Genomic DNA, 24,940 nt, shown 5'->3' with positions numbered 1-24,940 from the left:
GCCTAGCCCATCGTCTTCGCCGGACATGGACAGGTCAGTAGCTGTCACGCTCCGCCGTTTCAGAGACGGGAATGAACGTGGACGCGAACCCCTCCGACGCACGGGCCAGCACCGCCACGTCGGCGCCGACCAGCACAAAGGAGGCACCGGCGTCGAGGTAGGCGCGTGCGGTCGCCTCGTTGAAGGCGTTCACGCCTGCCGGTTTACCGGCCGCTTTCGCGGCTTCGAGGCAATGCTCGACGACGGCCCTCACCAAGGGATTTTCCTGCTGTCCCAGCAGGCCCATGGAGGCGGCGAGGTCCGACGGACCCAGGAAGATCCCATCCACGCCGTCGACGGCCAGGATCTCCTCCACAGCCGACGCCGCAGCCTCGGATTCGATTTGAACCGTGAGGCTGATGGACTCCGACGCGGATGCCAGATAGTCGGGGACACGGTTCCAGCGGGATGCCCTGGCCAAGGCCGAGCCGACGCCACGGACGCCAAGCGGCGGGTATCGGACTGCGGCGACGGCGGACGCGGCCTCGAACGCCGAGTTCACCATGGGAATGAGCAGGTTCTGCACCCCAAGGTCCAGGTATTGCTTGATGACGACGGTGTCGTTGACCGGTGGCCGGACCATGGCCTGCACCGGGTATCCGCTCACTGCGTGGAGCTGGGCGAGGATCGATTCGAGGCCGTTGGGGCTGTGTTCGGCATCGATCAGGACCCAGTCCAGGCCGGAACCGGCGCAGATTTCTGCCACGAGCGGGCTGCCGGAGCACACCCACATCCCGGCGAGTGGCCGCCCTGTCCCAGTGAGCGCCGAGTAGAAAGTAGGGCCTAGCTGAAGTGGCATGTCACAACTCCCAACGGTCCGTAGTCAGCGTGCACGGTATCACCTTTGTACACCCACAGGGGGCGGGTAAACGAGCCCGCCAGGATGATATCTCCAGCCTTCATCGAGTCACCGTGGGCAGCGATTTTGTTGGCCAGCCAGTGCACGCCATTGGCCGGGTGATCGAGGACTCCGGCTGCCACTCCGGTCTCCTCGACCGTCTGGTTTTTGTACAGGATGGCGGAGACCCAGCGGAGGTCGACGGCGTCCGGCCGCACCGGGCGGCCGCCCACCACCATGGCGCCCATCGCGGCGTTGTCCGAGATGGTGTCCACGATGGTCCGGCCCTCCATTTCGATCCTGGAGTCCAGGATCTCGAGGGCCGGAACCACGTAATCGGTGGCGTTGAGGACGTCGAAAATGGTGCAGCCCGGGCCCTTCAGAGCGGACTTGAGCACGAACGCCAGCTCCACCTCGACCCGCGGGTGGGTGTACTGATCCCACTCCACGGAGCACCCGGTTTCCAGGACCATGTCATCGAAAATGGCTCCGTAATCCGGCTCCGTGATGCCCGTGGCTGCTTGCATGGCTTTGGACGTGAGGCCGATCTTCCGCCCCACCAACGTGCGTCCGGCTTCCTCGTTCCGCCGCATCCACAACTGCTGCACAGCGTAGGAATCCTCCACCGTCATGTGGGGGTAGCGGGCGGTGAGGCGCGGCACCGGTTTCCGGTTCCGGCCGGCTTCGAGGAGCTCGTCGGCAATGGCTTCGATCGTCTTCGCGTCGAGCATGGTTTAGACCTGCGCTCCCAGTTTGAAGCCCTCTGCGACCTCGCCGGATGCGCCTTCCGGGCGGGTGTAGGAGAAGCCGTCGGCGCCCACGGTGACAGCCATTTCGGACTTGTCCTCGCGTTCGATGATCGGCTGGGGGTTTCCGTCGAGGTCCAGGACCAGGGAGGCCTCGGTGTACCAGGACGGGACGACGGGGTTGCCCCACCAGTCGCGGCGCTGGTTGTCATGGACGTCCCAGGTGACGGTGGGGTTGTCGGGATCGCCGGTGTAGTAGTCCTGGGTGTAGATCTCCACGCGGTGGCCGTCCGGGTCCAGGATGTAGAGGTAGAACGCGTTGGACACACCGTGGCGTCCGGGGCCGCGTTCGATGCGGTCGGAGATGCGCAGGGCGCCCATCTTGTCGCAGATCTGGATGATGTTGTGCTTCTCGTGCGTGGAAAACGCGATGTGGTGCAGGCGGGGTCCGTTGCCGCCGGTCAGGGCGGTGTCGTGCACAGTCTGCTTGCGGTGCATCCACGCGGCGTACGTGACGCCGTCGGAATCTTTGATGTCCTCGGAGACGCGGAAGCCGAGGTCTTCCAGGTACTTGCGGCCGCGGGGGACGTCAGGGGTGACCTGGTTGAAGTGGTCCAGGCGGACCAGTTCGCCGGCCGAGTAGAGGTCGTAGCGCTGGGTGAGGCGTTCGACGTGCTCCACGTCGTAGAAGAATTCGTACGGGAAGCCCAGCGGGTCCTCCACCCGGACGGAGTCGCCCACGCCCTTGGTGAAGCCTTCTTTGCGGCGCTCCACCCGGCAGCCCAGCTCGCGGTAGTACGCCTCGGCGGCATCGACCTCTGCAGGGGACTTCACGCGGTAGGCGAAGGCAGCAGCGGCGGCAACGGGACCCTTGCGGAGGACCAGGTTGTGGTGGATGAACTCCTCGAAGGAGCGCAGGTAGATGGTGTTCTCGTCTTCTTCGGTGACATGCAGGCCGAGGAGGTCCACGTAGAACGCGCGGGATTTGGCCAGGTCCGAGACCACGAGTTCCAGGTAGGCGCAGCGGACAATGTCCGGAGCCGGGACCGTGGGCGTAGGGATGGGGCCGGTGAAGTTGCTCATGGGATTCTCTCTTCGTTGAAAGGGTAGGTGGGAAGCTTTAAGCGCCGAACTAAGCGCCGAACTTGGGCGTGTGAACTGAGCCGAGCGTGATGTGCACGGCCTGCTGGTCGGTGTAGAAATCGATGGAGCGGTAGCCGCCCTCATGACCCAGGCCGGAGGCTTTCACGCCACCGAACGGGGTACGGAGGTCGCGGACGTTGTGGCTGTTGAGCCACACCATGCCGGCCTCCACGTTCTGGGAGAAGTTGTGGGCCCGCGTCAGGTTCTGGGTCCAGATGTAGGCCGCCAGGCCGTACTTGGTGTTGTTCGCCAAGGCGAGGGCTTCGTCGTCGTTCTCGAAGGGCGTGATGGCCACGACGGGACCGAAGATTTCCTCCTGGAAGATCCGGGCGTCAGGCGCGACGTCGGCAAACACCGTGGGTGCGATGTAGTTGCCTTCGGGCAGGTGGTCGGGTCGGCCGCCGCCGGCGAGGAGCCGACCTTCGGACTTGCCGATCTCCACGTAGGACGCCACCTTCCGGTAGTGCTCGGGGTGAACCAAGGCACCCACCTGGGTCTTGGGATCGTGGGGATCGCCCACCACGATGTTCTTGGCCCGGGCGGCGTACTTTTCGCAGAATTCGTCGTAGATGGCCCGCTCCACCAGGATGCGGGAGCCGGCGGTGCAGCGTTCGCCGTTGAGGGAGAACACCCCAAACAGCGCCGAATCGATCGCCGCGTCCAGGTCAGCATCTGCGAACACGACGCATGGGGACTTGCCGCCAAGTTCCATGGACAGGCCCTTGAGGTTGGCAGCTGCGTTGCGGAAGATCGTCTGGCCGGTGGTGGTCTCGCCGGTGAAGGAAATCAGCGGCACGTCCGGGTGCTTCACCAGCGCATCGCCGGCTTCCTCGCCCAAGCCGTTGACCAGGTTGAACACGCCATCAGGCAGGCCGGCGTCCTTGAAAATCTGAGCCCACAGCGACGCCGAGAGCGGCGTAAACTCGGCCGGCTTGAGGACCACGGTGTTGCCGGTAGCCAGTGCCGGGGCGAGCTTCCAGGACTCCAGCATGAACGGGGTGTTCCACGGCGTGATGAGGCCGGCGACGCCGATCGGCTTACGGTTCACGTAGTTGATCTGCGAGCCCGGGACTTTCATGGCGTCGTCGAACTGGGCCACGATCAGGTCCGCGAAGAACCGGAAGTTCTCGGCAGCGCGCAGCGCCTGGCCCTTGGCCTGGGTGATCGGCAGGCCGGTATCGAAGGTCTCGAGCTCCGCGAGGCGGGCTTCCTGCGCCTCTACGGCGTCGGCGATCTTGTTCAGCACACGGGCACGTTCGCGCGGCTTCATCTTCGGCCATGGACCGTTGACGAACGCTTCACGGGCGGCGGCCACGGCAAGGTCGATGTCTTCCTTCTGCCCTGCGGCAGCGGTGGCGTAGTTGCCGTTCGATACCGGGTCCAAGACATCGAAGGTCTTGCCGGACACAGAGTCAACGAACTCGCCGTTGATGAAGTGCTGGATGTGGGACGGGAGGTTTTCGGGGATGTAGTGCTTGGCGGTCTCTACTGAGGTCGTCATCGTTGAAGTCCTAACTAGCGATCAGTGGTGGTTATTGTTTGGCTTGGGCCAGGTAAGCGTCCAGGGTGGCGGCGCGGTGTTGGCGGGCTGCTTTTTCGATGGTCTCGGCATCTGCGGCGCTCTCGATGAGCTGCAGCAGTGCCTCGTGTTCGCGCACCGATTCCTGGGCGCGGCCGGGGACGAACCGGAACGTTGACGAGCGAAGGGACGCCAGACGGTTCCAGCCCCGGTGGACAAGGTCGAGAATGTGCGGATTGGGGCAGTGCTCAAACAAGACACTGTGGAAATCCTGGTTCAATGCGGTGAACCGGACGGGATCAAAATGCTCCAGGCACTCCCGCATCTCTTCGTTCACCGCACGGGCCCGCGCAATGGAGACCGGATCGATCAGTGGAGCGGACAACGCGGTGGCCGCACCCTCCACGATGCTCAGTGTCTGCATCGTGTAGAGGTACTCGGTGGGGTCGATCCCGGACACCGTGGCGCCGACGTTCCGCTCGAACTTGACCAGCCCTTCGGCTTCCAGCCGGCGGATCGCTTCCCGGACCGGGACCACGCTGAAGCCCAGGTCTTCGGCGATCTTGGCGAGCACCAGGCGGTAACCCGGAGTGTAGGCCCCCTCGACGATCCTCGCTTTCACGGCCGCATACGCCTGCTGGGATTTGCTCTGGGCTGCGGTGCCCTCGACGGCGGTACTTCCGACGGCGGTTTCAGTCACCGGGGGCTCCTTCCGGGCTGTGCTGGGCGGACCACTCCGCGTACCGCGCCTGCCATTCCTTGTTCATGGGGTAGAGCCCGTCCACGCTGTTGCCTTCCTGGACCATCTGGAAGATGAACGTTTCTTCCTTTTCCTGCTGGATGCAGTCATCCGCCAGCTCCCCGGCAATGGCGGGCGGGATCACGAGGATGCCATCGGAGTCGGCCACGATGATGTCGCCGGGCTGCACGGTGGCTCCACCGCAGGCGATGGTGATGTCCGTGTCCCACGGGATGTGCCGGCGTCCGAGGACTGCCGGGTGCGGGTTGGCGAAGTAGGTGGGCATCTCCAGGTCAGCCACGGCCGAGTAGTCGCGGACGCCGCCGTCGGTAATGATCGCGGCGGCTCCGCGGACCTGGGCACGCAGCGCCAGGATGTCGCCCACGGTGCCGGTGCCTTTCTCGCCGCGGGCTTCCATGACCAGGATTTCGCCGTCGTTCACGGAGTCGATGGCCCGCTTCTGGGCATTGAATCCGCCGCCGTGGGTCTTGAACAGATCCTCGCGGTTGGGCACGTAGCGCAGGGTGCGGGCCAGGCCCACCACCTTGCGGTCGGGCCGGGTAGCCTGCAGGCCGTCGATGCTCACGTTGTTCAATCCGCGCTTGCGCAGCTGGGAGGACAAAGTAGCGGTGGCGACGGACTCAAGCTTGGCCTTCAACTCCGGCGTCAGCACACTCTCGGCAACCGCCGGTTCCGAAGCCTCCAGTCCGGCGGCTTCGCGCGATCCGTAGGCCTCTTCCCGCTGGGTGTCATCAGCCTTGGGCCGGGCACCAAAGTCCGCGAACGGCGTCGTACCTTCCGTTACTTTGGTCGCCAAGCGGCCGCTGCTGAAGCGTCCGCCGGTGACTTCAACTTCGACGACGTCACCGGGCTTGGCAACCGAGGCTCCGGCGGGGGTGCCGGTAAGGATGATGTCGCCCTCTTCGAGAGTGAGCAGCTGGGAGAGGTCAGCGACGAGCTGCGCGAACGGGAACAGCAGGTCCTCGGTGGTGTCGTCCTGCACGAGGTCCCCGTTGTGCCAGGTGCGGATGCGCAGCTGGGTGGGGTCGACGGCGTCGGCGGGGATCAACGAGGGTCCGACGGGTGTGAAGCCGTCGCCGCCCTTGGACCGGACGTTGGAGCCCTTGTCAGCGTAGCGGAGGTCGTAGACGCCGAGGTCGTTGGAAGCGGTAACCCATTCAACGTGGCTCCAGGCGTCGTCAAGGCCGACACGGCGGGCGGACTTTCCGATCACCAACGCGATCTCGCCTTCATAACCGAGCAGTTCGCAACCGGCCGGGCGCTCAACAGTTCCGGGAGCATCCGCGGAGCCGAGCGCCAGCGACGAGGACGGCTTCAGGAAGTACGACGGCTGCTCGGGAGTCCGCCCACGCTGTGCCGCGCGGCTGGGGTAGTTGATGTGGACGGCAATGACTTTGCGCGTCCGGGCCAGCATGTCCTGGCTGACGTCCTGGGACCGGAACTCCAGTGTCACGGCGCCTCCTCTTCCTCGAACTGCATCAAGTACGAAATCGTATACGATAACTATGAACCGAGATCCTTGACCCCGTCAACCCCCACCGGCCACCGATCTGAAGCCGCCCCCTACAAACTGTCGGTGGGCTCCCGTAGGGTACCCGCATGGACATCATCCTCGTACCCGGTTTCTGGTTGGACGCCTCGTCGTGGGAGGAGGTGACTCCCCCGCTGGTGGCAGCCGGACACACTGTCCATCCGCTGACCCTGCCCGGTCTGGAATCCGCCGAAGCACCCCGCACCGGCATCGGCCTTCGCACCCATATCGAGGCCGTAGTGGCAAAAGTGGACTCCTTGGAAGGCAAAGTCGTCCTGGTGGGACATTCAGGCGGCGGAGCCATCATCCATGGCGTGGCGGATGCCCGTCCCGACCGGGTGGCCCGCGCCATCTACGTCGACAGCGGGCCGCTGGGCGAGGGCGGGGTCATCAATGATGAACTACCGGACGACGGCGATGACATCCCGCTGCCGCCGTGGGAAGCGTTCGAGGACGAGGACCTGGTTGACCTCACCGATGAGCTGAAACAGGCTTTCCGCGCCCGCGCCATCCCGGAGCCCAAGGGTGTGGCCTTCGACCAGCAGCATCTGGTGAATGTCCGCCGCTACGACGTTCCAGCGACGATCATCGCGTGCCAATTCCCCTCCTCGCTCCTCAAGGAATGGATGGATGCCGGGCATCCGTTCACCGCCGAGCTCGCGAGGATCCGTGACGTGGACTATATCGACCTGCCAACCGGTCACTGGCCTCAGTTCACCAAGCCCAGGGAATTGGGCGAGGCTCTCTTGGCAGCGGTGCAACGCACCGCATAAAAGCTGACAAGTAGACCCCCGACGCCGGCACTCACCGACGTCGGGGGTCTACTTCAGGGGACATCAGGCCTTGGGAGGCGTATTCGTGGCGGGTCCTTCCGGGGCGGCCCCGCCCTCATCCGTCCAATCGCTTCCGGTGGTGTCGTCCAAGGCAGGATCCGACACAACGTCGGACTTAATGGTGGGCACGGTGGTGACCGTGGGTTCATTTGTGGAGGTGCCGGACGGATGACCGGCCTTCGGCGAAGTGATGCCGGGGAACATGGTTTCAGCCTTTTCCATCAACTTCTTGCCGGCTTCATACAGGTTGTCCAGAATGTCCGGGACCGACTCCTGGACAGCCTCGGTGGCATGGTGGACGTTCTCTTGCACTTCCGGGTTCTTCCAGACCTTTTCAGTGCCCCCACGGAGCTTCCGATACACCTCCGGCCAGGACTTCGATCCCCATACGTAGCCAACGGCCACTCCAACGGCGAACAATGCTTTCCCTTTCACAGGACACTCCTTTCGAGGTGTTTATCCTTCGACACTAGTCCCGCGGGACATGACCTGTCACGCGCACATTGGTTGCAGCCAAGTTAATAGTGATTTGCCGAAATAGAACATTTGACTAAGCTTTATGCCATCCAGCGGGCAACCGCTGGCGGTAACTGCATCACAACCCGAGGAGTGAAAACCATGGGACTGGGCGACAAGATTAAGAACAGCACTGAAGAAGCAGTTGGCAAGGTCAAGGAAAAGGCCGGCCAAACCTCCGGAGACCGGGACCTGCAGGCCGAGGGCTTGGCCGAGCAATCGAAGGCAAACCTGAAGCAGTCGGGCGAAAAGATCAAGGATGCCGCCAAGGGAGTCAAGGACTCTCTCGACGGGCACTAGCCTGCCAATCCCCGTGGTGTCGCGCTCCGGGCGACGACCCGGAAATAGTCAGGTTACTTGCTACTGATCCTCCGACCGGCTAGCGTTGCAGTTGTAGTACTGAGCCCGACCCCCAATCGGCAGGAGTACTTGACGGACTGCAATTTACAATTTCATCGGGGTTTCATCAGCCGTTCCACTCCCCGAATTACGCTGCCTCTCAGGGGCAACATATCGGTGCCTACATTCCGGAACAGGCACCCGGTGAACATACTCGCTTCATGACGTTCATGGAATTTCCATCAACAAGAAAGTAGGAGCAAAAATGGGTTTCTTTGGTTTTCTTCTGCTCGGCCTTTTGGCCGGTGCCATCGCAAAGCTTATTCTTCCCGGCCGCCAGGGTGGCGGCTGGTTCGTAACCCTCCTGTTGGGCGTCGTCGGCGCTCTCCTGGGTGGTTGGATTGGTGGCCTGATCTTCGGCACGGGCCTGCAGGAATTCTTCTCACTGACAACGTGGCTCCTGGCCATCGGCGGCTCCATCATCGTGCTGCTGATCTACGGCCTGGTCACCAACCGCAGGACACACCATGGCTAATAACCAGAACCGCGACGCCAATGGCGACGAACTCGAGGGCCAGTACTCCGAAGGCGACTACGGCGACACAGGAGTGTCCCCGGAGACCCTGAAGGATGATGCCGGGGGCGACTACACCGCCGGTGACTACGCCGAGAAGACGGTTCCGTCGGCTGACGCCGAACTTGACGAAGACAACACGGAAGACACCCCTGAAGACCGGCCCTTCTCATCCGAACCGGATGACGAAGCGTCTGGCTCAAGTCGTCCGTAAGGCCTGGACCTCAACGTAACTGAACACACCAAGGACCCGGAGCATTGCAACCGCAGCGCTCCGGGTTCTTGGCGTGCCCGGGTCGCCACCCGCGCCCTGTCCCTGCGGTGGTGGGCCCTGATATTTTCGGGCAAGGATAGGTGGGGCGTCGGTGCACAGCCCCGCGTAGCGTCAGTGGCAGGAATGGAGACAAGCCATGGCGGCGCATCGAAGGAAGGCGGCAGCGTGCAGGAATGGAACCGTGCCATCGAGGCCATCGAGCAGGACCTGACGTCCGACATTGAGGTGGCTGCCTTGGCCCGGATTGCCCTGACGTCCGAGTATCACTTCCGGCGAATGTTTTCCTCGTTGGCCGGGCTGCCAATCTCGGAGTACATCCGCAGGCGCCGCCTGACATCAGCCACGGCGGAAATCATCGGGGGCGGAACAGTCCTTGCCGTTGCAGTCCGCTACGGCTACGCATCGGGTGAGGCGTTTACTCGCGCGTTCAAGGCCATGCACGGGCTCACCCCGTCCGAAGCGAGACAGCCGGGCGCCGTTCTTCATTCCCAACCTCAACTGAGGTTCCACCTCCGAGTCGAAGGGAAGAACACCATGAAGCACCGTATCGAGGACAAGCCCGCTTTCCGCCTTATCGGGGTGAAAGCCCGCGTCCCGCTGGTCCACGAAGGACCCAACCAGTCCATCATCGATTTCCAGCGGGGCCTGGACCCCGCCGTCACCCAACGCATGCTCGGGTTGGCAGACCTCGATCCGTCCGGACCACTGTCCGTCACCGACAACATTGACGAGCAGCGGACCGAGGGAAGCGAATTGGACTACTGGCATGCCGTGGCATCCAGCCAGACGGCCCCGCAAGGCTTGGACTTCCTTGACGTGCCTGGCGGCCTGTGGGTGGTCTTCGAAACCGAAGGCAAGTTCCCCGACGTCCTGCAAAATATGTGGGCGGACGCAGCAACGGAGTGGTTTCCGGCCAATCCTTACAGGTGGGCACCCGGACCTGAGATGCTCAGCGTCCGCGTGGAGGAAGGGGGCACGCACGGCCGCGGGCAATTGTGGATTCCCGTCGAACGCGAAGAACTACGCTGAGGACTCCGCCCCAAGAAGCCGCAGGATCTCTTCCAGCGGCAGCACACCCTGACGATATTCCCGGGTAAAAACCCGCAGCACCGACTCGGCAGCCTCTGAATTCTCCGTACCGATGGCCTCGGCCGCGTAGATCACCCTGATGTTATGCGCGAAGGCGTCGGCAGCAGTCTGCGCGATGCAGTTATGGGCGGAGATACCAGCCAGAATCACGGTGTCCACGCCCCAGTTTCGAAGGCGCATGGCAAGTTCGGTCCCAAAGAAGGCGCTGTCCCTGGTCTTGATCAGGCGGGGAAGGTCGGCAGTGAGCAGGCCGGGTACGAACTCAGCCTGCTCACTGCCCCTGAAAATGAACCCCTGATCATCGTCGAGCATATTCAGGCTCCACGTGGATTTGTCCCGTTCGTGCACCGTGCCGACCAGGAGAATCCTGGCCCCCGCTTCCCGCGCCGCACTGGTCAGCGAATTGCAGGCAGCAACAATCTCCTCCTGCCGCGCCTTCAAGGCCGGATCCTCGAAGTAGGCGTTTTGCATGTCAATGATCAGCACGGCGATCATTGCTATCCTCCGATCAGGCGTTCACAGTCCCTTGCCACCCGTAACGGGCAGCACGGCTCCGGAGATGTAGGAACCTTCATCCGATGCGAGCAACACATACGCCGGAGCCAGCTCCGCCGGCTGCCCCGCCCTGCCCAACGGCGTATCCTGCCCGAACGTTGGAAGCTTGTCCGGCCATTCCGTAGCCGGAATCAGCGGAGTCCAGATAGGTCCGGGAGCCACGGCGTTAACCCTGATGCCCTTGGGTCCCAGCTCCTCGGCCATGGCCTTGGTGAAGGCCACCTGCGCCGCTTTGGTCATGGCGTAGTCCACCAGTTGCGCGGACGGGTTGAACGCCTGGATGGAGGCGGTAACGATGATCGATGCTCCCGGCCGGAGATGGGGAATGGCTGCTTGGGCGGTCCATATGAGCGAGTACAGGTTGGTCTTGAAGACGCGGTCGAACTCCTCCGTGGGGATGGTTTCCAGGCCTTCACGGTTCTTTTGGTATGCGGCGTTCAGCACCACGACGTTGAGGCCGCCGAGTTCCTGGACAGTCCGCTCCACGATCTCCGAGGCGAAGGCTTCGTCCCGGGCGTCTCCCGGCAAGAGGAGCACCTTCGCCCCGCACTCACGGATCCATTCCGCCGTCGACTGTGCGTCTTCTTCTTCCTCCGGCAGGTAACTGATGGCTACGTTGGCACCTTCGCGGGCATAGGCGATCGCCACGGCGGCGCCGATGCCGGAATCTCCACCAGTGATGAGTGCCGTCTTGCCCTGCAAGCGGCCATGCCCCACGTAGCTTTTCTCGCCATGGTCGGGCTGGGGATCCAGGGGCCGGGTCAGTCCCGGCTGCTCCTGTTCCTGTTGCGGGAACGTACCGGAGTGGTATCCCCGCCGGGGGTCTGAGGGCGCGGAGGTGAGTCGGTTCTGCGGCTGGCCGGAGTCATTGAGGTCATGGTGGGTCATGGTTCTCCCTTACCCACATAAAGCGCTTTCCAATCGCTGGAGGACTACGTCACGGGAGATCTATGTGCGCAGGGTCCGGGCCTTGACCATCAGGAAAAGGCCGTAGGCGATCAGTCCAACTGCCACAGCAGCCAACAGGTAGACCCCGTACGGCTGTTCCCTGAGGGCCTTCAAACCGCCGTCGAGCCCGGTTGACTGCTCAGGCTGGGCACGCACCGCTGCAACAACCACCAAAAGGCCCACCAGGAAGAGTGCGATGCCCTTGGCGATGTACCCCACCACGCCCAGCCCGAGTTGGAACCTGCGCACCGACGGATTGGAGGACAGCGAGAGGTCCTTGGTGAACGTTTGCCGGAAGCCCCTGACCGCGAAGACGATTCCCGTGATCGCTATGCCGGCACCGACGGCGACCAACAGAAACACGCCGAACGGCGCCTTGAGGAGGGTCACCGTGAAGTCGCTGGAGGACTCCCGGCTGTTCTGGCCTTTGCCTGCGATGAAGGAGACGATGGTGGTGGCCAGCGCCGCGAACACTATCGCCTGTCCTATGGCGGAAAGCCTCTTGGTGATTTTGTTGTCCGAGGACCTGTGGCCAAGGATGGCGTTTCCCAGTTGCCAGAGGGCAAGCGCGGCGCAGGCTGTGAAGCTTGCCCAGAGCAGCAGGGGCCCGAGCGGTTGGCTGGCCAGGGACGTCACTGCCCCGCTGACATCGGCCTCGCCGGTACTGCCGAAAGCCAGTTGAAAGGCGATGACGCCGATGAGCACGTGAAGGACTCCGCTGACTACATACCCGGCACGGGCAACTGCGGCAAAGGTTTGCGAATTCGACGCTTCCTCGGCCACATCAGCGGCTTTCCTCATCTCTTCCTTGATGGCAAGCCTCCTTATTTGTTGAGCTCCACCCATCGTCCCTTAAATGACGCCGGGCAGGGTACCTCCCGCTTTGAGAGAGGTGCCTGCCCGATTCACAGCTGCGCGGTTCCTAGAACCCGACGACCGACTGGGGCCAGATACTGCGGAGCCCCACACCGAGGGGGTTGAACTGCTCGCGGACGGCTACCACGACACGCGTTTGGCCAAGAACATCCCCGGCATGGCGGACGGCTTCCGTGGTGCTGGACATCGCGTCGCGGGCAGCGGTGGCGCTCGAGGCCTGGGTGGAGATCTGGTCAGTCATGTCGGTGGTCCTTCCTGGAGGCTCACATCAGCAGTTTGGCTGATGTTTCAACCATCGGTTGGAGTCCTCAAGAAGGGCGCCGGGTCATCTCAAGATTCGCTCAAGATTCCAGCCGACGCTTTCAAAGGGCGAGCAGCACCTCCAGCACCTGTCCCAGACCTAAGTCCAGGCGGGCAGTGACCTGGGTACCGTCGTCGAGCAGGGAAAAGTCCTCGGAAGGCCCGACGGCGGGAGGAACCCAGGCGGGCACCTCACCGCCGAGGTACACCAGGGACGCGAAGCAACTGCGGCGCCCGGAAAGCCGGCCTTCCAGATAGCCGCAGGCAGCAAAGGGGCCGAGGGGTGACTCGCCTTCCGTCCGGTGGACCCCCTTGCCCGCGTAGCCGGAGAGAGGCCAGATCGCCGTGTGGAGCATGCCGTTGCTGAGGACACCGTCGCGATCTTGCACAGTGCGGGCGCCGGCGAGCGCGTAACCTCCGTCCCGGACGGTGAGCCCGGCGCCGGACGGTGCCACCACGGCGTGCACCCGCAGTTCGTACCCTCCGGCCGAGGCAGTCCCCGTCGCAACCTGCCAGGGTGAATCGGCGGGGTCGTCGGAGCAGTTCCACACAGGGGCGTGCCAACTGGCGGCTTGGCCCGGTCCCGCGGCGAGTCGGTGGATCCTTGCGCGACGACTCGGCGTCCCGTCGTCGTTGACTATGGCGAAGTGGTTGTCGATGGGGTGCCGGGAGAACAGCGGCGCCGTGTGGCTTGAATACGCGAGGCGGCGGTACAAGGGATCGTCCGGGCCAGGTGCATAGTACTTGTCACTGCCGTGGTTGAGGAGGCGCGCGATCCCGTCACCGGCGGTGGAGTGAAGCAGGTAGTTGGGTGCCTGCGCGTGCTGCACGCTGTCCGCAGTTTCCAGGGGCGATGACTCCTCTACCGCGGTCCACACCGGGTGGTCCGCGGGCAGGAGCAGCCCGACAAATGCCTTGGAGGTCCAGTACGGCGAGGCGGGGCCGGAGTATTCCTGGGTCATCGGTTCGAAAGCGCCGAACCATCCAAGCGACGGCAGGCCGTCGTCGTACGCGCCGCCGTCGAGGAAGTACTTTGCGGCGCCACTGGCGATCCGGCGGGTCTGGCCCGGGGACAGCGGCGTGGCGCAGATCGCCTCGCCCATGAAGAGGGGCGCGACTGCGGCGTACCGGTAAATCAGGGAGCGGCCTTGGAAGACGGGGGCGCCGTTGGCGCCGAAGAACCTGATGTGGTCCTCCAGGAAGGTGCTGAGCCGTTGCCGGTAGACCTCCAGCTTGTCGTCGGCTTTCGGGTGCCGGCTTGCCGCAAATTCGGCCCACAGGATGGGGTAGAGGTGCATGGCCCAGCCGCAGTAGTAGTCGAAGAAATCGCCGGTGCCGCCGTTGTCTCCGTCCCTGTACCAGCCCCCGCCGGCGTACCAGTCCTCGATCCTGCCCAAGCCGTGCTTGATGTGGTCCGCGTTGAACTCGAACCCGGCGCCGGCAAGGAATTCGGCGATCATCACTTGGAAGAGCACCCAGTTGTTGTCCACGCAGGTGCTGTGTGAGGAACCCTGCAGCCAGGAGGCCACTGCCGACTGTTCATCGGCACACAGCGTCTCCCACAGCCAGGGTTTGGTGAGCTGGAGTCCGAGGACGATCGAGGCCGCCTCCACCATGGGCTGCGAGCGGTCGGTGATGGGCAGCCACGGCTCCGCACCATTCTTCCGGGTCCCCGCAATGAGACCCTCACGGTAAAGGTCCAGGTGCCGGTGGGGATCACTGCCCTTCTCCCCCGCCACGCGGAAAGCTGCCAACAGGAACGTCCGCGCGAAGCCCTCCAATCCGTCGGACACAGCGCCCGACGACGACGGGCGGCCGCCCAGCCGGATGGCCGCCTTGTCTGGGGAAAACAGCGGGCGCACCGCGAGGAGCTGCTGATCCGCGAAGGCGACCCAGTGCTCCCGCGTCCAGCCGGTGATGGGGCTGCGGTCGTAATCCGGTGCGGGCATGGTGAAGCCGGTGGCCATGAGTCTCCTGCGGGTAGTTCCAGCCTCACCACATTAGGCGCCTCCCCCGCGGCAGGGAACGACGTGAACAAGACTGAACACTTGCGTGGATCAAGGTCCGCAGTTCCACCGGGTTGCCCCGGTCTCCTGCGTAGCCCCACGCGTCGCGGTGACCCGTGGAGTTCTTCATCTTGTCAGCGGCCACCGTTATCGGCGACCGGAAAACTGCATCCCTGACTCTTGAACAGCAGGGTGCTGGCCGGTAACTGCTTGTTCATTTATGTTTATTCGCTTTTTCTCTTGATGGCCAATTGATAGGAAAGAACGAAAAGCGACGCATTAGATTCACGCTTATTTTGGGACCAGAAAGGGCTCTCATGGATAACGACAGTAAAATTCACCCAAAGCGCAGGCATCACAAACGCCACCTCGCTGCATTTGTACTTGCCGGGGCGTTCAGCTTGTCCTTGGTATCACCCGCAAGCGCTGCCACCATCTGGGACGGTGATGCCTCACAAGGAACTGGGGTCTTCCGTGGCACGGAATGTGAAGACCCTGGAACGCTGACCACGCCTACTCAGACGGATGGGCATGGCACGGTCTTCCGCTTCGCGAAGGGCAGCACGGAGTGGCGATGCGAAGGAAGAGGCATCAGGGTAGGAGCAAACCCGTACACTTTCGTGGAGAACTCCACCTATTACCTTGGATGGGAAAGCAAACTCGATCAGGTAAGCCTGCCGGGCGGTGGTGATTTTGTTGTATTCCAGTGGAAATCCTATCCAGATGCCGATCAAAATTACCCGGTGTTGATGACAGTAGCCAACGGCAACGTCCGGCTTCATTATGTTGCTCCTGGCGGGACGTGGCAGCAGATATGGTCGAAACCAATAGCCGCCTTCGACTGGCACAAATTTGCCTTGGGAATCCATACCTCCACATCGGCCACCGATGGCTGGATAGAGCTGTGGTTCGACGGAGTGAAGCAAACGTTCAGCAACGGTCAACAGCGTTTTGTCGGACGCACCTGGGACAGTGCCAATGAGCCCAAGTGGGGCGTGTATGACAGGGACAATGTGACCGACCAGATCGTAAACCGCGTGGATAGTCTCCGCGTGGGTACCACCTATGCCGACGTGGACTAGGCGCTGAAAATCGGCCGCGACACTTCAGCTTCGAAGTGTCGCGGCCTTTCTGCCGCTTGGACACGGGTGTGACGCGGAGCGTCAGGCTGAGGTGTGGACCACCAAACGCGATGCCAAATCCGCGAGCTCCCACACAGAAGCGTCAGCATCGGGATGCTGACGGAGCCAAGTATCGAGTTCAACCTGGTAGGCATCGAGAGCTGAGAGGGCAGCGGAGATCCGTTGGCTGTTCAGTGCCCCAGCGAACCGCCCGGCCTTCCCATGGAGGGACGCCGCAGTAGGGCCGCCGACATACTTGCCAGCCACCCTGCCAGTCATTCCGGTCAAGTCAGAGGCTGTTGGGGGCTGCCACTTCAGCACCGTGGTAACGGTGGATCCTTGAAGCCCGGAAACGTCCACGGTGAGGACTGTAAGCCCGTCTCGAGCTTCACTGGAAACCCGGGAGTTACCCTGGGAAAAGCCCGACGTCCGCGCATGCAGCTGAACCTGGATGGTAGCCAAGACCTGCGTGGGATCGCTGACATGTACAGCGATCCCATCCGCCCCTTCCTCAATAGCCACGATGCAGGCCGCATTGACCCCTACGACGGAAGCCACGCCAGGTTCGAAGAAGGCCGCGGAAAAACGTCCGGCGCGCTCATGCCGCACCGCCTGCACAGCGGACGTATTCCGTATCACCCGCGCCTGGGGCCGGGCAGCATATTGTTTGGTTGCGGCCTGGTCAGAACCTGGCAGGACAGCGTATGCATAGGAGCTGGATGCAGCACCCTGGCCGTGCTGCAGGATCAACGTGAGGTAGTCTCCGGTTCGCAGGTCACTGGCCGTGGTCCCTGTCACCGTCCCACTGATGTCCGAAAGTTTCCCGGTGCGAAGCTCCCGCTTGGCCACAAGGTCCGGGGCGTCCAACAGGACATAACCCGCGACGCCGCCGATATGTGCCCACTGTGCGCCGGTTATGGTGCGGCTCTGACCTGCCGCAGGCCCCGGCAATCCGTCAACAACCAAAGGCCCACTTGCGGTGGAGGTACCCGGCGGTTCTCCACGGTTGTTTCTGCCCTCCGATCCGCCGCGACCGAGATCCCGGCACCCAGGCACAGGTAAAAGTCATCAAACAAGAACCGGGAGAAGCGTCCGTGCATGCTCGATGGCGCTTTGGCTTTCAGGTCGATGGCCGCCGATCCCCAGGTTCCGGCCGTGAGGCCTCCGGCGAACAGACTGGGGTTGTGGTACTCCGCACGCCAAGGTACGGCTGTGGCAGCCAGCGGAACTGAGTCTACGGTAGTGCCGGGAAGGTGGTACGGATCTACGGTGCACCAATACCCGTCGTCGTACTGTTCGCGGTCCGATGTATAGAGATAAGTGGCCGCATCCGAGGTGTACCAGCCGCGCAGGTTTTCGTTACTGCCAGTTTCGTAGTCCGCCATTCGGAGCGAGTGCATGGCGAAAGCGACGGCCCATTCCGGCCGGCGGTGCAGCACTCTGTCCATGGGACCAAAGACACGGGTGAACGCCGGAGCGGACCTGGCTCTCGTGCCTGGGTTACGAAGGATACTCAAGGCCGCAGCAGATTCCCTCAGCCCCAGCCCTTCCGTGGGTTGGGCACCGCGATAACCCAGTTCAGCTTTGATGACCGTTTCCAGATACGCGCGGGAGCCAGCGCTGACGCTGGGAAGGAGATTGAGCATTCCTCCGATGAACGCCACACCCGTGGATTGGCCACCGGCAACAGTAGCCAACTGCCTCCCCCGGACCGTGTCCATGACTAGGCCACGCCACAGCCATGGTTCGAAAGAGTCCGTGATCCACTTCTCCACGATACTGACGTCGGGACTCCACGACGTTCCCGTGGTTCGCGCCGAAATGGCAGTGATGGAGCTGAGGAAAGAAGCGCCGTAGCCACCAACATAGGGGAACTGGCCATGTTGAATGAAAGAACCGTCGGGGTAAAATCCGTCGTTGCTGAAGAAAGCAGCTTCGTCTTTGTCTCCGTCGATAAGGCCAACCGGCCCTCCGTAGGGCTGAGCGTAGGCCAACACAGGAACAAGGTTGGCCGTGGCCGACACGGCTTCCTCCACGTTTCCGCTCAGGATCGCACGGCCCGAGAAACAATCACAGAACAGAACGCGATTCGCAGCGGCGGCTTGGGTACCCGTCTGGGGTATCGAGGGGGTGAAGTGCCGCTCGGCCGCAACCACAGACTGTACCAAAGCAGGATCAAGTGCACCGTAGGTCAGCACCAACGTGTCATTGAGGAGCTGGGGAAGGTTCACATCCCAGTCGAACCAATTCCCGAATCTGACCCCCGAGGGTGAGAACACATCGCTGACCAGCCATGCGACTCCACCGCTAACAATGTGCAGGGCTCGGTCCGCGTCCGTTCCCAGGCATCCGGCAGCCCACGCGAGGGCTATCGAACGCAGCCTCCGCGCCGTCGTACTGACCCGAGCAGAGTCGGCGTTCGTTTGACGGGCGCTTAAGGGGAGATCGGACCAGAGACCTATGCGGGGCCCAGCGCTGACGAAACCAGCCATAGCCGAACGTGCCGTGGCAGCCACAGCGTCCAGCTTTGACGCCATAACAGGATCTGTCGTGTCGAGGTTTGCTCCTATCAGATAGGAACGCCATTGTTGCCGCGCAATCTCAAATGCCTCATCACTGGCAGCACGTGCAGGGGAAGTTGTGCCGAGGTGGATCGAAGTCAGGGCACCGGCCAGAAACGCAGATTTCAGCACGGTGCGACGATTAATAATCGTCATCGCGTATTCCTTTCTAAACGACGGCAGGGCCAAATGACGGACACAAGCCGACTGACTGCTCCGATGCTAAGAAGGTGACCGGGAGCTTTGGAATAAAGGAAACAAAAGCGAACAGTGTTTAGTTGGGGAGAGCTGGGCTGCAGGACGGCGCGTTGGCGGTCTTCAGCGAGCTGATTCCCTCACGCTTCGCTCAGAGCGAGCCACTTCTCCGGCCCATCCCTCCAAATGTGAATAGGAGAAGACTCTTGCCCAAAAATATGGAGCGTCGAACATTCTTGACTTCCGCTGCATCCGCTGCAGCGGCCATTGGCCTTCCCGCGTTGCAACCCGCTTTACAGGCGAGTGCGGGTGCAACGGCTGCTCAAGGCACCCCCGACCCGCGGCTGACGCCGATAAAGCACGTCCTGGATCCGCGGTGGACGAGTCAGCTCGCAGGTCTTCGACCACACGTCCATCATCAGGTTCCCTACCAGCCCAACGTGTAGGTGGATCGATACGAGGGAACAGATGCAGCAGCACCCAGAAAGTCTGGTTGAATTTTCAGAACCGAGGGAGCCTGGTCAATGCAACCCACTTCGCCGCGTACGCCAACGCACACAGGGCTGGCGGACCCTGGCAAGCCGTGGCGCATGGATCCGTGCGCTGCCGATGTTCAAGCGGCACCCAACAGACTAGTCTGGTTCATAGTGAACAAAATGAACACAAATGAACTTAGTTGATGGAGACCCGCATGCTGACCGAGGATCGTCAACAGCTCATCCTGAGGGAGCTCGCTCTCCATGGCTCGCTCAATGCCAGCGAATTCGCGGCAAAACTGGGCACCTCGGGGATGACGGTACGGCGTGATCTCGCTGCGCTCGCTGAGCAAGGCCTCCTGGAACGGGTGCACGGCGGTGCCATCCCGGTGGGCGGCAAGCCGTCGACAGGACCCGCGACGCAGCCCTCCACCTCCTGGCGTCCTGGTGGGAGGCGGCCCTTGGCCACCATCGGGATGATCGTACCGTCGGCGTCGTACTATTTCCCGGGCGTCATCCGCGGCGCCGAAGCCGCTGCGAAAGAGGCCGGGGTCCGGCTGGTGTTGGGTGTGTCCAACTATTCCGACGAGGAAGAGCGGCGGCAACTGCGCCGGCTCTACGAACACGGGGTGGACGGAATCCTGATCACGCCCAGCGCGCAGTCCTTGGCGGGCACTGAAACACTGGACCTGCTCGCCGAGGCGAAAGTGCCGGTGGTCGTGGTGGAGCGGTCCATCGACGATGCCCTGGACCATGGCCGCCTGGAAGCCGTGCGCAGCGACCATGTCCGCGGCTCGGAGATCGCAGTGAACCATCTGCTGGGTCTCGGGCACCGGAAAATCGCTATTTGCCTGCGTGAGAACAGCCCCACCGCCCCGCAGCTCATCGATGGTTTCCACCTCGCCATGCAGCGCGCCGGGCATGCCCGGGATGACTCGATGGTGCGCGCCATGTCCCGCGCCCAGAACAACCCGCAGGCCCATCGTGAGCTGGTGGATGGAATCCTGGATTGGTGCGCCTCAAGTGCGGTGACGGCGGTGGTTGTCCACACCGATGAGGATGCCCTCCAGTTCGTGAGCGCCTGCCTGGAGCGGCAGATCCGCGTGCCGGAGGACTTCGCGATCCTCTCCTACGACGACGAGATCGCTGCGCTGGGAGCTGTTCCGCTCACCGCCGTGGCACCGCCCAAATACGACGTCGGCCACCAGGCTTTGGTGATGTGCCTCAGCCGGATCGGGGCGCGCCGGGGCAGCACGTCCGCGCTTCAACGGGTGAACCTGTCCCCGGCATTGGTGGTGCGGGACTCCACGCAGGAGTAGCTCCTTACCTGTTTACTTCTGTTCATTTTATTGAGGATGTTCACTTTTGTGGATTTCATAGTGCGTAGTCATCAGGTGCCCCCAGAGCACACCACGACTTCGCATCGTGAACTTCAAAGGAGAACAGAATGAAGCGTCGCCAGCTTCTGCTTGGAGCAGTCAGCCTCATGGCCAGTGCTGCACTCATCACCGGCTGTGGCAGCACCCCCGCCGCCACACCGACCCCCACCGCCACCGAAGACCCCACGGGTGCCATCACCTTCTGGTCGTCCATGCCCGGCATGGACAAGGTCGCTGCGGCCTTCAACGCCAGCCAGGACAAGATCAAGGTCACCTTCGAAACCATCCCCAACGGTGGCGCCGGCGGCTACGCCAAGCTCTCCACTGCCATCACCGCAGGAAACGGCCCGGATGTTGCCACCATTGAATACCCCCAGTTGCCGCAGTTCGTCAGCAACGGCCAACTGCAGCCACTGGACGGATTCATTAACCAGGCCGAAACCGTAGACAAGCTTTCGGACGAGACCAAGGCCCTGGTGCAGTTCGGCGACCACACGTACGCCCTTCCTTACGATGCCGCGCCAATGATCATGTGGTACCGCAAGGACATGCTGGACAAGGCCGGCGTCTCCACTCCCAAGACCTGGGAAGAATTCGAAGAGGCCGGCAAGAAGCTCAAGGCCGTTGCCCCGGAAGCACATCTTGCCAGCTTCAACCCGAATGAAGCCGCACTCACGGCCGCTCTGTCCTGGCAGGCCGGTGCCAAATGGTTCGGTACCGAAGGTGACAGCTGGAAAGTCGGCGTCAACGACGAAGCCACCAAGAAGGTTGCCACCTACTGGCAGAAGTTGATCGACCAGAAGATCGTCAAAGTCCAGCAGTCCTTCAGTGACGAATGGTCCGCAGATCTGGCCAGTGGCGCCGTCGTCGGTGTCCTTGGTGCCAACTGGAGCGCAACCGGCATCCGGACGCGGACGGAAGCCAGCGGCCAAAAGGGTCAGTGGATCGCTGCCGAGGTACCCAACTGGGGCACACCGGCGGACGCGTTCTACGGCGGCTCCAGCTTCAACATCACCAAGAGCAGCAAGAACCCGGCTGCGGCGGCAAAGTTCATCGAGTTCCTTGCCACCAGCCCGGATGCCATTAAGGCCCGTGGAAACACCGGTTCTGCCTTCCTTGCCTTCCCGGGCCTGACCCCCGTGGCGCAACAGGCCTTCGATACCAGCTACTTCGGCAACGACATCTACTCGGTCTTTGACAAGGCGTACTCCAGCATCACGCCCGGCTGGCAGTGGGGTCCCAACTGGGACATCACCAACACCGCGCTCAAGGACGCCTACGGAAAACTGACCAGCGGCGGCAAGGTTCTGGAAGCCATCGACACGGCCCAGAGCGCCACGGTCGCCGGACTCAAGCAGAACGGCCTCTCCGTCAAGGAGTAGCCCGCACGGCTGGGCGGTCCGTTTCAGCGGGCCGCCCAGCCAGCGAGGAGATTAATCATGGCCACCCAAACACCATCCACACCAGCCAAACAACCCACCGCCGTCCAACCGAACACCCGGACCCGCGGCACGTCCCGCGCCATGTCAGGAACCGGCGGCCGCACGGCCGCACTCTTCCTGACCCCGTTCTTCACGATTTTCGCCATCGCCATGGTTGCACCTGTCATCTACGCGATCGTGCTGAGCTTCTTCGCCCAGCAAAAGTCCGGATTGGGCTTTGGCGAGGCCAAGACCGCGTTCGTCGGCTTGGAAAACTACCTGCAGGTCCTGCAATCCGAGAGTTTCGTGGGCGGTATAGGGCGCCTGGCGCTCTACTGCCTGCTCTACATCCCCTTCATGGTGGGCGGCGCCCTTGCGTTTGCGTTGCTGCTTGATGCAGCTGTGGCGCGGGCACGGAAGCTCTTCCAGCTCCTGGTCTTCCTCCCGCATGCGGTGCCCGGCGTCATTGCCGCGCTCATCTGGGCCTATCTCTACACGCCCGGCGTCAGCCCCATTGTCTCGGTCCTGGAAACAGGCGGAATATCCCTGAACTTCCTGGACAACCAGATGATCCTGCCGTCCATCGTGAACATCGCCGTCTGGGAGTGGACGGGCTACAACGTGATTGTCCTGTTCACCGCTTTGCAGGCCGTTCCCAGGGAAATCCTGGAAGCTGCCCGCGTCGACGGTGCCGGCGAAATCCGTGCAGCCATCAGCATCAAACTGCCCCTCATCCTCCCGGCGCTGAGCGTCATCATGCTCTTCACCGTGATCGGCACGCTCCAGCTCTTCACCGAACCGAACATCATCTCCAAAGCCACGGCGTCAGTGACCAGCACCTGGGTGCCGAACATGTGGGCTTATGACGCCGCATTCAACCGGCACAACCTCAACCAGGCCGCGGCTGCCTCCATCATCATTGCGCTCATGGCTGCCGTTCTGTCCTGGGCCGTGACCCGCTTCAGCTCAAGGAACAAAGCATGAGCACCTCGACGATTCCCCGTACCCGGACCATCTCTCCCGCGCTGTCAGCCGGAAAGCGCAGGCGCGCCCGCAGCGGGGGCTTCGGCAGCACCTTCACCGTGAACGCCCTGCTCATCCTGGGCTGCGCGTACATGGTCCTTCCCGTGGTGTGGTTGTTCTTCGCTTCCACCAAAAACACCTCGGATCTCTACGGAACCGCTGCGTACGCTTTTGGCGAGCCAGCCTTCTTTGAGAACGTCATGGCGGTCCTGAACCAGGATGGCGGCTTGTTCCTCCGGTGGATGGCCAACTCGATGTTCTACGCCGCCTTCGGAGCAATCCTCGGCGGCCTCATCTCCGTCATGGCCGGTTACGCGTTCGACAAATTCCAGTTCCGCGGGAAGGATTCGTTCTTCGGAATCGTCCTGGTGGGCGTCTTGATTCCCAACACCGCCACCGTGCTGCCCATGTACCTGTTGGCCTCCGTTTTCGGCATCACCAACACCGTCTGGGCCATCCTCATTCCGGTGTTGTGCAACCCTTTCGGCGTGTACCTGGCCCGGGTGTACTCGGCGGCTTACGTCCCGGCCGAGACCCTTGAAGCTGCCCGCGTTGACGGCGCCGGACCCATCCGGTCCTTCTTTTCCCTGGGCCTGCCGATGATGATGCCCGGCTACATCACCATCGCCCTCTTCCAGTTCGTGGGCGTCTGGAACAACTTCATGCTCCCGCTGGTGATGCTCCAGGACCAGAAGCTGCTGCCCGTCAGCGTCGGCATCTCCATCTGGCAGGGCTATTCCATCCCCCAGCCCGAATTCACGCCCATGGTCATTACGGGCTCGCTGCTCTCCATCATTCCGTTGCTGCTCGCGTTCATCATGCTGCAACGGTTCTGGAAGTCCGGCCTCACCGCAGGGAGCGTTAAGTGAGCCTGAATGTTGCTTTGGCCATGCCTGCCCATACGGCGCGGGCGGTGTTCCCGGCGAGGAGCCTGGATCCCCTGGAACCCGCCCTGACGCTGTTGAGCCGCGATCCCATCCAGGACTTCACGTCCCCGGAAGGCCGCTCCTTGCTGGCGGAGGCCGACATCCTCCTGACCGGCTGGGGGTGTCCGGTGATCGACCACGCAGTCCTCGACGCCGCACCCCGGCTCCGGTATGTCCTGCACGCGGCCGGCAGCGTTAAGCACCACATCGGCGACGCCTGCTGGGAGCGCGGCATTCAGATCAGCTCCGCCGCGGATGCCAATGCCATTCCCGTGGCCGAGTACACCGTTGCCATGATCATCCTCGCCAACAAGCGCGTCCTTCAGATCGCCCGCGCCCTGCACACTACCCGGACCGATGTCCTGGCGGAGCAACTCTTCCCGGACATGGGCAATTACCGGAAGCGCGTGGGCATCATTGGGGCCTCAAAGATCGGCCGGCACGTGATCAGGCTGCTGGCTCCTTACGAGCTGGAGGTAGTGGTGGCCGATCCTTACCTCTCCCCCGACGAAGCGGCTGTCCTCGGCGTCAGGCTCGTGTGTTTGGAGGAACTGGTGGCGGGCAGCGACGTTGTCAGCCTCCACGCGCCGTCGTTGCCGTCCACCAAGAACCTCATCGACGCCGGACTGATCGACAAGATGCGGCCCGGCACTACGTTCATCAACACCTCGCGCGGCGAACTGGTGGACCAGGACGCGTTGCTTGTGCGGGTGGAACGCGGCGACCTTTACGCGGTCCTGGACGTGACCACCCCATGGGTACTGCCCGCGGGTTCCCCCTTCTACACGCACCCGAACGTGCTGCTCACGCCGCACGTGGCGGGTTCATTGGGCAACGAATTGGAGCGCATGGCAGCCAGCGCAGTAGATGAGGCGTTGCGGCTGTCCCGCGGCGAACCGCTGCGGTTCCCGGTGAGGCTGGAAGACCTGGCGTTCACAGCCTGACCGCACCA

General features: G+C 62.8%; 25 protein-coding genes. 11 read left to right on the top strand and 14 right to left on the bottom strand.

Annotated elements, in window-relative coordinates:
• Positions 1-34: 34 nt before the first annotated feature.
• From QF015_RS16555 to QF015_RS16530, 6 genes are read right to left on the bottom strand one after another with little or no spacing between them, the layout of a single operon-like run.
• On the bottom strand, positions 35-838 hold the full coding sequence (locus QF015_RS16555; protein ID WP_310207507.1) for an HpcH/HpaI aldolase family protein: 804 nt from the start codon (positions 836-838) through the stop codon (positions 35-37).
• Positions 823-1,608, bottom strand: a complete 786-nt coding sequence (gene hpaH / locus QF015_RS16550; RefSeq protein ID WP_310207510.1) for a 2-oxo-hept-4-ene-1,7-dioate hydratase — start codon at positions 1,606-1,608, stop codon at positions 823-825. The genes QF015_RS16555 and hpaH overlap by 16 nt, the downstream gene beginning before the upstream one ends.
• Before the next feature lie 3 nt (positions 1,609-1,611).
• Positions 1,612-2,706, bottom strand: a complete 1,095-nt coding sequence (gene hpaD, locus QF015_RS16545; protein ID WP_429390199.1) for a 3,4-dihydroxyphenylacetate 2,3-dioxygenase — start codon at positions 2,704-2,706, stop codon at positions 1,612-1,614.
• Positions 2,707-2,755: 49 nt separating this feature from the next.
• Complete coding sequence (hpaE, locus tag QF015_RS16540; RefSeq protein ID WP_310207516.1) at positions 2,756-4,267, bottom strand: 5-carboxymethyl-2-hydroxymuconate semialdehyde dehydrogenase; 1,512 nt, start codon at positions 4,265-4,267, stop codon at positions 2,756-2,758.
• A gap of 31 nt (positions 4,268-4,298) precedes the next feature.
• Positions 4,299-4,985 carry a GntR family transcriptional regulator gene (locus QF015_RS16535; protein ID WP_429390198.1) on the bottom strand — a complete coding sequence of 229 codons (687 nt, stop codon included), beginning with the start codon at positions 4,983-4,985 and terminating at the stop codon, positions 4,299-4,301.
• Entirely contained in the window at positions 4,978-6,498 is a 1,521-nt protein-coding gene (locus tag QF015_RS16530) for a fumarylacetoacetate hydrolase family protein (RefSeq protein ID WP_429390197.1), read from the bottom strand. The genes QF015_RS16535 and QF015_RS16530 overlap by 8 nt, the downstream gene beginning before the upstream one ends.
• A 146-nt stretch (positions 6,499-6,644) precedes the next feature.
• On the opposite strand from QF015_RS16530, the gene QF015_RS16525 reads away from it, so the two are divergent.
• A complete protein-coding gene (locus QF015_RS16525; protein WP_429390196.1) occupies positions 6,645-7,349 on the top strand; it encodes an alpha/beta fold hydrolase in 705 nt (234 codons plus the stop codon).
• 63 nt (positions 7,350-7,412) lie between these two features.
• Here the strand turns inward: QF015_RS16525 and QF015_RS16520 are convergent, their stop codons facing one another.
• Positions 7,413-7,844 carry a hypothetical protein gene (locus QF015_RS16520; protein WP_310207528.1) on the bottom strand — a complete coding sequence of 144 codons (432 nt, stop codon included), beginning with the start codon at positions 7,842-7,844 and terminating at the stop codon, positions 7,413-7,415.
• Positions 7,845-8,027: 183 nt separating this feature from the next.
• On the opposite strand from QF015_RS16520, the gene QF015_RS16515 reads away from it, so the two are divergent.
• The 4 genes from QF015_RS16515 to QF015_RS16500 all read left to right on the top strand — a co-directional run bounded on the left by QF015_RS16515 (position 8,028) and on the right by QF015_RS16500 (position 10,141).
• Entirely contained in the window at positions 8,028-8,225 is a 198-nt protein-coding gene (locus QF015_RS16515) for a CsbD family protein (RefSeq protein ID WP_310207531.1), read from the top strand.
• Positions 8,226-8,529: 304 nt separating this feature from the next.
• On the top strand, positions 8,530-8,799 hold the full coding sequence (locus QF015_RS16510) for a GlsB/YeaQ/YmgE family stress response membrane protein (RefSeq protein WP_310207534.1): 270 nt from the start codon (positions 8,530-8,532) through the stop codon (positions 8,797-8,799).
• Entirely contained in the window at positions 8,792-9,052 is a 261-nt protein-coding gene (locus QF015_RS16505; RefSeq protein ID WP_310207537.1) for a hypothetical protein, read from the top strand. Before QF015_RS16510 ends, QF015_RS16505 begins: the two co-directional genes overlap by 8 nt.
• A gap of 225 nt (positions 9,053-9,277) precedes the next feature.
• Positions 9,278-10,141 (top strand): AraC family transcriptional regulator, encoded by an 864-nt coding sequence (locus tag QF015_RS16500; protein ID WP_310208579.1) that lies wholly within the window; start codon positions 9,278-9,280, stop codon positions 10,139-10,141.
• Here the strand turns inward: QF015_RS16500 and QF015_RS16495 are convergent.
• The 5 genes from QF015_RS16495 to QF015_RS16475 all read right to left on the bottom strand — a co-directional run bounded on the left by QF015_RS16495 (position 10,133) and on the right by QF015_RS16475 (position 14,847).
• Complete coding sequence (locus QF015_RS16495; protein WP_429390195.1) at positions 10,133-10,696, bottom strand: cysteine hydrolase family protein; 564 nt, start codon at positions 10,694-10,696, stop codon at positions 10,133-10,135. The genes QF015_RS16500 and QF015_RS16495 overlap by 9 nt on opposite strands.
• 21 nt (positions 10,697-10,717) lie before the next feature.
• Positions 10,718-11,644 carry an SDR family oxidoreductase gene (locus QF015_RS16490; protein ID WP_310207542.1) on the bottom strand — a complete coding sequence of 309 codons (927 nt, stop codon included), beginning with the start codon at positions 11,642-11,644 and terminating at the stop codon, positions 10,718-10,720.
• A 60-nt stretch (positions 11,645-11,704) separates the two neighbouring features.
• Positions 11,705-12,505 carry a DUF1206 domain-containing protein gene (locus QF015_RS16485; RefSeq protein WP_429390194.1) on the bottom strand — a complete coding sequence of 267 codons (801 nt, stop codon included), beginning with the start codon at positions 12,503-12,505 and terminating at the stop codon, positions 11,705-11,707.
• 121 nt (positions 12,506-12,626) lie between these two features.
• On the bottom strand, positions 12,627-12,821 hold the full coding sequence (locus QF015_RS16480; RefSeq protein ID WP_429390193.1) for a hypothetical protein: 195 nt from the start codon (positions 12,819-12,821) through the stop codon (positions 12,627-12,629).
• Between the two features lie 121 nt (positions 12,822-12,942).
• Positions 12,943-14,847, bottom strand: a complete 1,905-nt coding sequence (locus QF015_RS16475) for a DUF2264 domain-containing protein (protein ID WP_429390192.1) — start codon at positions 14,845-14,847, stop codon at positions 12,943-12,945.
• 356 nt (positions 14,848-15,203) lie between these two features.
• Between QF015_RS16475 and QF015_RS16470 the strand changes: the two genes are divergently transcribed.
• Entirely contained in the window at positions 15,204-15,968 is a 765-nt protein-coding gene (locus QF015_RS16470; protein ID WP_429390191.1) for a heparin lyase I family protein, read from the top strand.
• Between the two features lie 81 nt (positions 15,969-16,049).
• On the opposite strand, the gene QF015_RS16465 is transcribed toward QF015_RS16470, so the two are convergent.
• Positions 16,050-16,973, bottom strand: a complete 924-nt coding sequence (locus QF015_RS16465; protein ID WP_429390190.1) for a polysaccharide lyase beta-sandwich domain-containing protein — start codon at positions 16,971-16,973, stop codon at positions 16,050-16,052.
• Positions 16,922-18,724, bottom strand: coding sequence for a polysaccharide lyase family 8 super-sandwich domain-containing protein (locus QF015_RS16460; RefSeq protein WP_429390189.1), 1,803 nt, complete (start codon positions 18,722-18,724; stop codon positions 16,922-16,924). The genes QF015_RS16465 and QF015_RS16460 overlap by 52 nt, the downstream gene beginning before the upstream one ends.
• Before the next feature lie 730 nt (positions 18,725-19,454).
• Here QF015_RS16460 and QF015_RS16455 point away from each other — a divergent pair.
• The 5 genes from QF015_RS16455 (at position 19,455) to QF015_RS16435 (ending at position 24,932) form a co-directional block, all read left to right on the top strand.
• Positions 19,455-20,558: a substrate-binding domain-containing protein gene (locus tag QF015_RS16455; protein ID WP_429390188.1), complete on the top strand. Its 1,104-nt coding sequence runs from the start codon at positions 19,455-19,457 to the stop codon at positions 20,556-20,558.
• Between the two features lie 128 nt (positions 20,559-20,686).
• The gene (locus QF015_RS16450; protein ID WP_310207556.1) at positions 20,687-22,000 is read left to right on the top strand and encodes an ABC transporter substrate-binding protein; all 1,314 of its coding nucleotides are present in this window, start codon (positions 20,687-20,689) and stop codon (positions 21,998-22,000) included.
• Between the two features lie 57 nt (positions 22,001-22,057).
• Positions 22,058-23,023: a carbohydrate ABC transporter permease gene (locus tag QF015_RS16445; RefSeq protein ID WP_310207559.1), complete on the top strand. Its 966-nt coding sequence runs from the start codon at positions 22,058-22,060 to the stop codon at positions 23,021-23,023.
• Positions 23,020-23,931 (top strand): carbohydrate ABC transporter permease, encoded by a 912-nt coding sequence (locus QF015_RS16440; RefSeq protein WP_429390187.1) that lies wholly within the window; start codon positions 23,020-23,022, stop codon positions 23,929-23,931. The genes QF015_RS16445 and QF015_RS16440 overlap by 4 nt, the downstream gene beginning before the upstream one ends.
• On the top strand, positions 23,928-24,932 hold the full coding sequence (locus QF015_RS16435) for a hydroxyacid dehydrogenase (protein WP_310207565.1): 1,005 nt from the start codon (positions 23,928-23,930) through the stop codon (positions 24,930-24,932). Before QF015_RS16440 ends, QF015_RS16435 begins: the two co-directional genes overlap by 4 nt.
• The last annotated feature ends 8 nt before the right edge of the window (positions 24,933-24,940 follow it).

Source organism: Paenarthrobacter sp. TE4293 (assembly GCF_050435325.1).
GTDB lineage: Bacteria > Actinomycetota > Actinomycetes > Actinomycetales > Micrococcaceae > Arthrobacter > Arthrobacter nitroguajacolicus_C.
This window is presented reverse-complemented; position numbering and strand designations above follow the sequence as displayed.

Excerpts from the sequence above, each read along its gene's own strand:
- hpaH (WP_310207510.1), bottom strand. The coding sequence starts at position 1,608 with ATGCTCGACGCGAAGACGATCGAAGCCATTGCCGACGAGCTCCTCGAA.
- QF015_RS16490 (WP_310207542.1), bottom strand. The coding sequence starts at position 11,644 with ATGACCCACCATGACCTCAATGACTCCGGCCAGCCGCAGAACCGACTC.
- QF015_RS16460 (WP_429390189.1), bottom strand. The coding sequence starts at position 18,724 with ATGACGATTATTAATCGTCGCACCGTGCTGAAATCTGCGTTTCTGGCC.
- QF015_RS16470 (WP_429390191.1), top strand. The coding sequence starts at position 15,204 with ATGGATAACGACAGTAAAATTCACCCAAAGCGCAGGCATCACAAACGC.
- QF015_RS16485 (WP_429390194.1), bottom strand. The coding sequence starts at position 12,505 with ATGAGGAAAGCCGCTGATGTGGCCGAGGAAGCGTCGAATTCGCAAACC.
- hpaD (WP_429390199.1), bottom strand. The coding sequence starts at position 2,706 with ATGAGCAACTTCACCGGCCCCATCCCTACGCCCACGGTCCCGGCTCCG.
- QF015_RS16510 (WP_310207534.1), top strand. The coding sequence starts at position 8,530 with ATGGGTTTCTTTGGTTTTCTTCTGCTCGGCCTTTTGGCCGGTGCCATC.
- hpaE (WP_310207516.1), bottom strand. The coding sequence starts at position 4,267 with ATGACGACCTCAGTAGAGACCGCCAAGCACTACATCCCCGAAAACCTC.
- QF015_RS16440 (WP_429390187.1), top strand. The coding sequence starts at position 23,020 with ATGAGCACCTCGACGATTCCCCGTACCCGGACCATCTCTCCCGCGCTG.
- QF015_RS16475 (WP_429390192.1), bottom strand. The coding sequence starts at position 14,847 with ATGGCCACCGGCTTCACCATGCCCGCACCGGATTACGACCGCAGCCCC.
- QF015_RS16515 (WP_310207531.1), top strand. The coding sequence starts at position 8,028 with ATGGGACTGGGCGACAAGATTAAGAACAGCACTGAAGAAGCAGTTGGC.
- QF015_RS16505 (WP_310207537.1), top strand. The coding sequence starts at position 8,792 with ATGGCTAATAACCAGAACCGCGACGCCAATGGCGACGAACTCGAGGGC.
- QF015_RS16555 (WP_310207507.1), bottom strand. The coding sequence starts at position 838 with ATGCCACTTCAGCTAGGCCCTACTTTCTACTCGGCGCTCACTGGGACA.
- QF015_RS16495 (WP_429390195.1), bottom strand. The coding sequence starts at position 10,696 with ATGATCGCCGTGCTGATCATTGACATGCAAAACGCCTACTTCGAGGAT.
- QF015_RS16450 (WP_310207556.1), top strand. The coding sequence starts at position 20,687 with ATGAAGCGTCGCCAGCTTCTGCTTGGAGCAGTCAGCCTCATGGCCAGT.
- QF015_RS16455 (WP_429390188.1), top strand. The coding sequence starts at position 19,455 with ATGCTGACCGAGGATCGTCAACAGCTCATCCTGAGGGAGCTCGCTCTC.
- QF015_RS16480 (WP_429390193.1), bottom strand. The coding sequence starts at position 12,821 with ATGACTGACCAGATCTCCACCCAGGCCTCGAGCGCCACCGCTGCCCGC.
- QF015_RS16445 (WP_310207559.1), top strand. The coding sequence starts at position 22,058 with ATGGCCACCCAAACACCATCCACACCAGCCAAACAACCCACCGCCGTC.
- QF015_RS16525 (WP_429390196.1), top strand. The coding sequence starts at position 6,645 with ATGGACATCATCCTCGTACCCGGTTTCTGGTTGGACGCCTCGTCGTGG.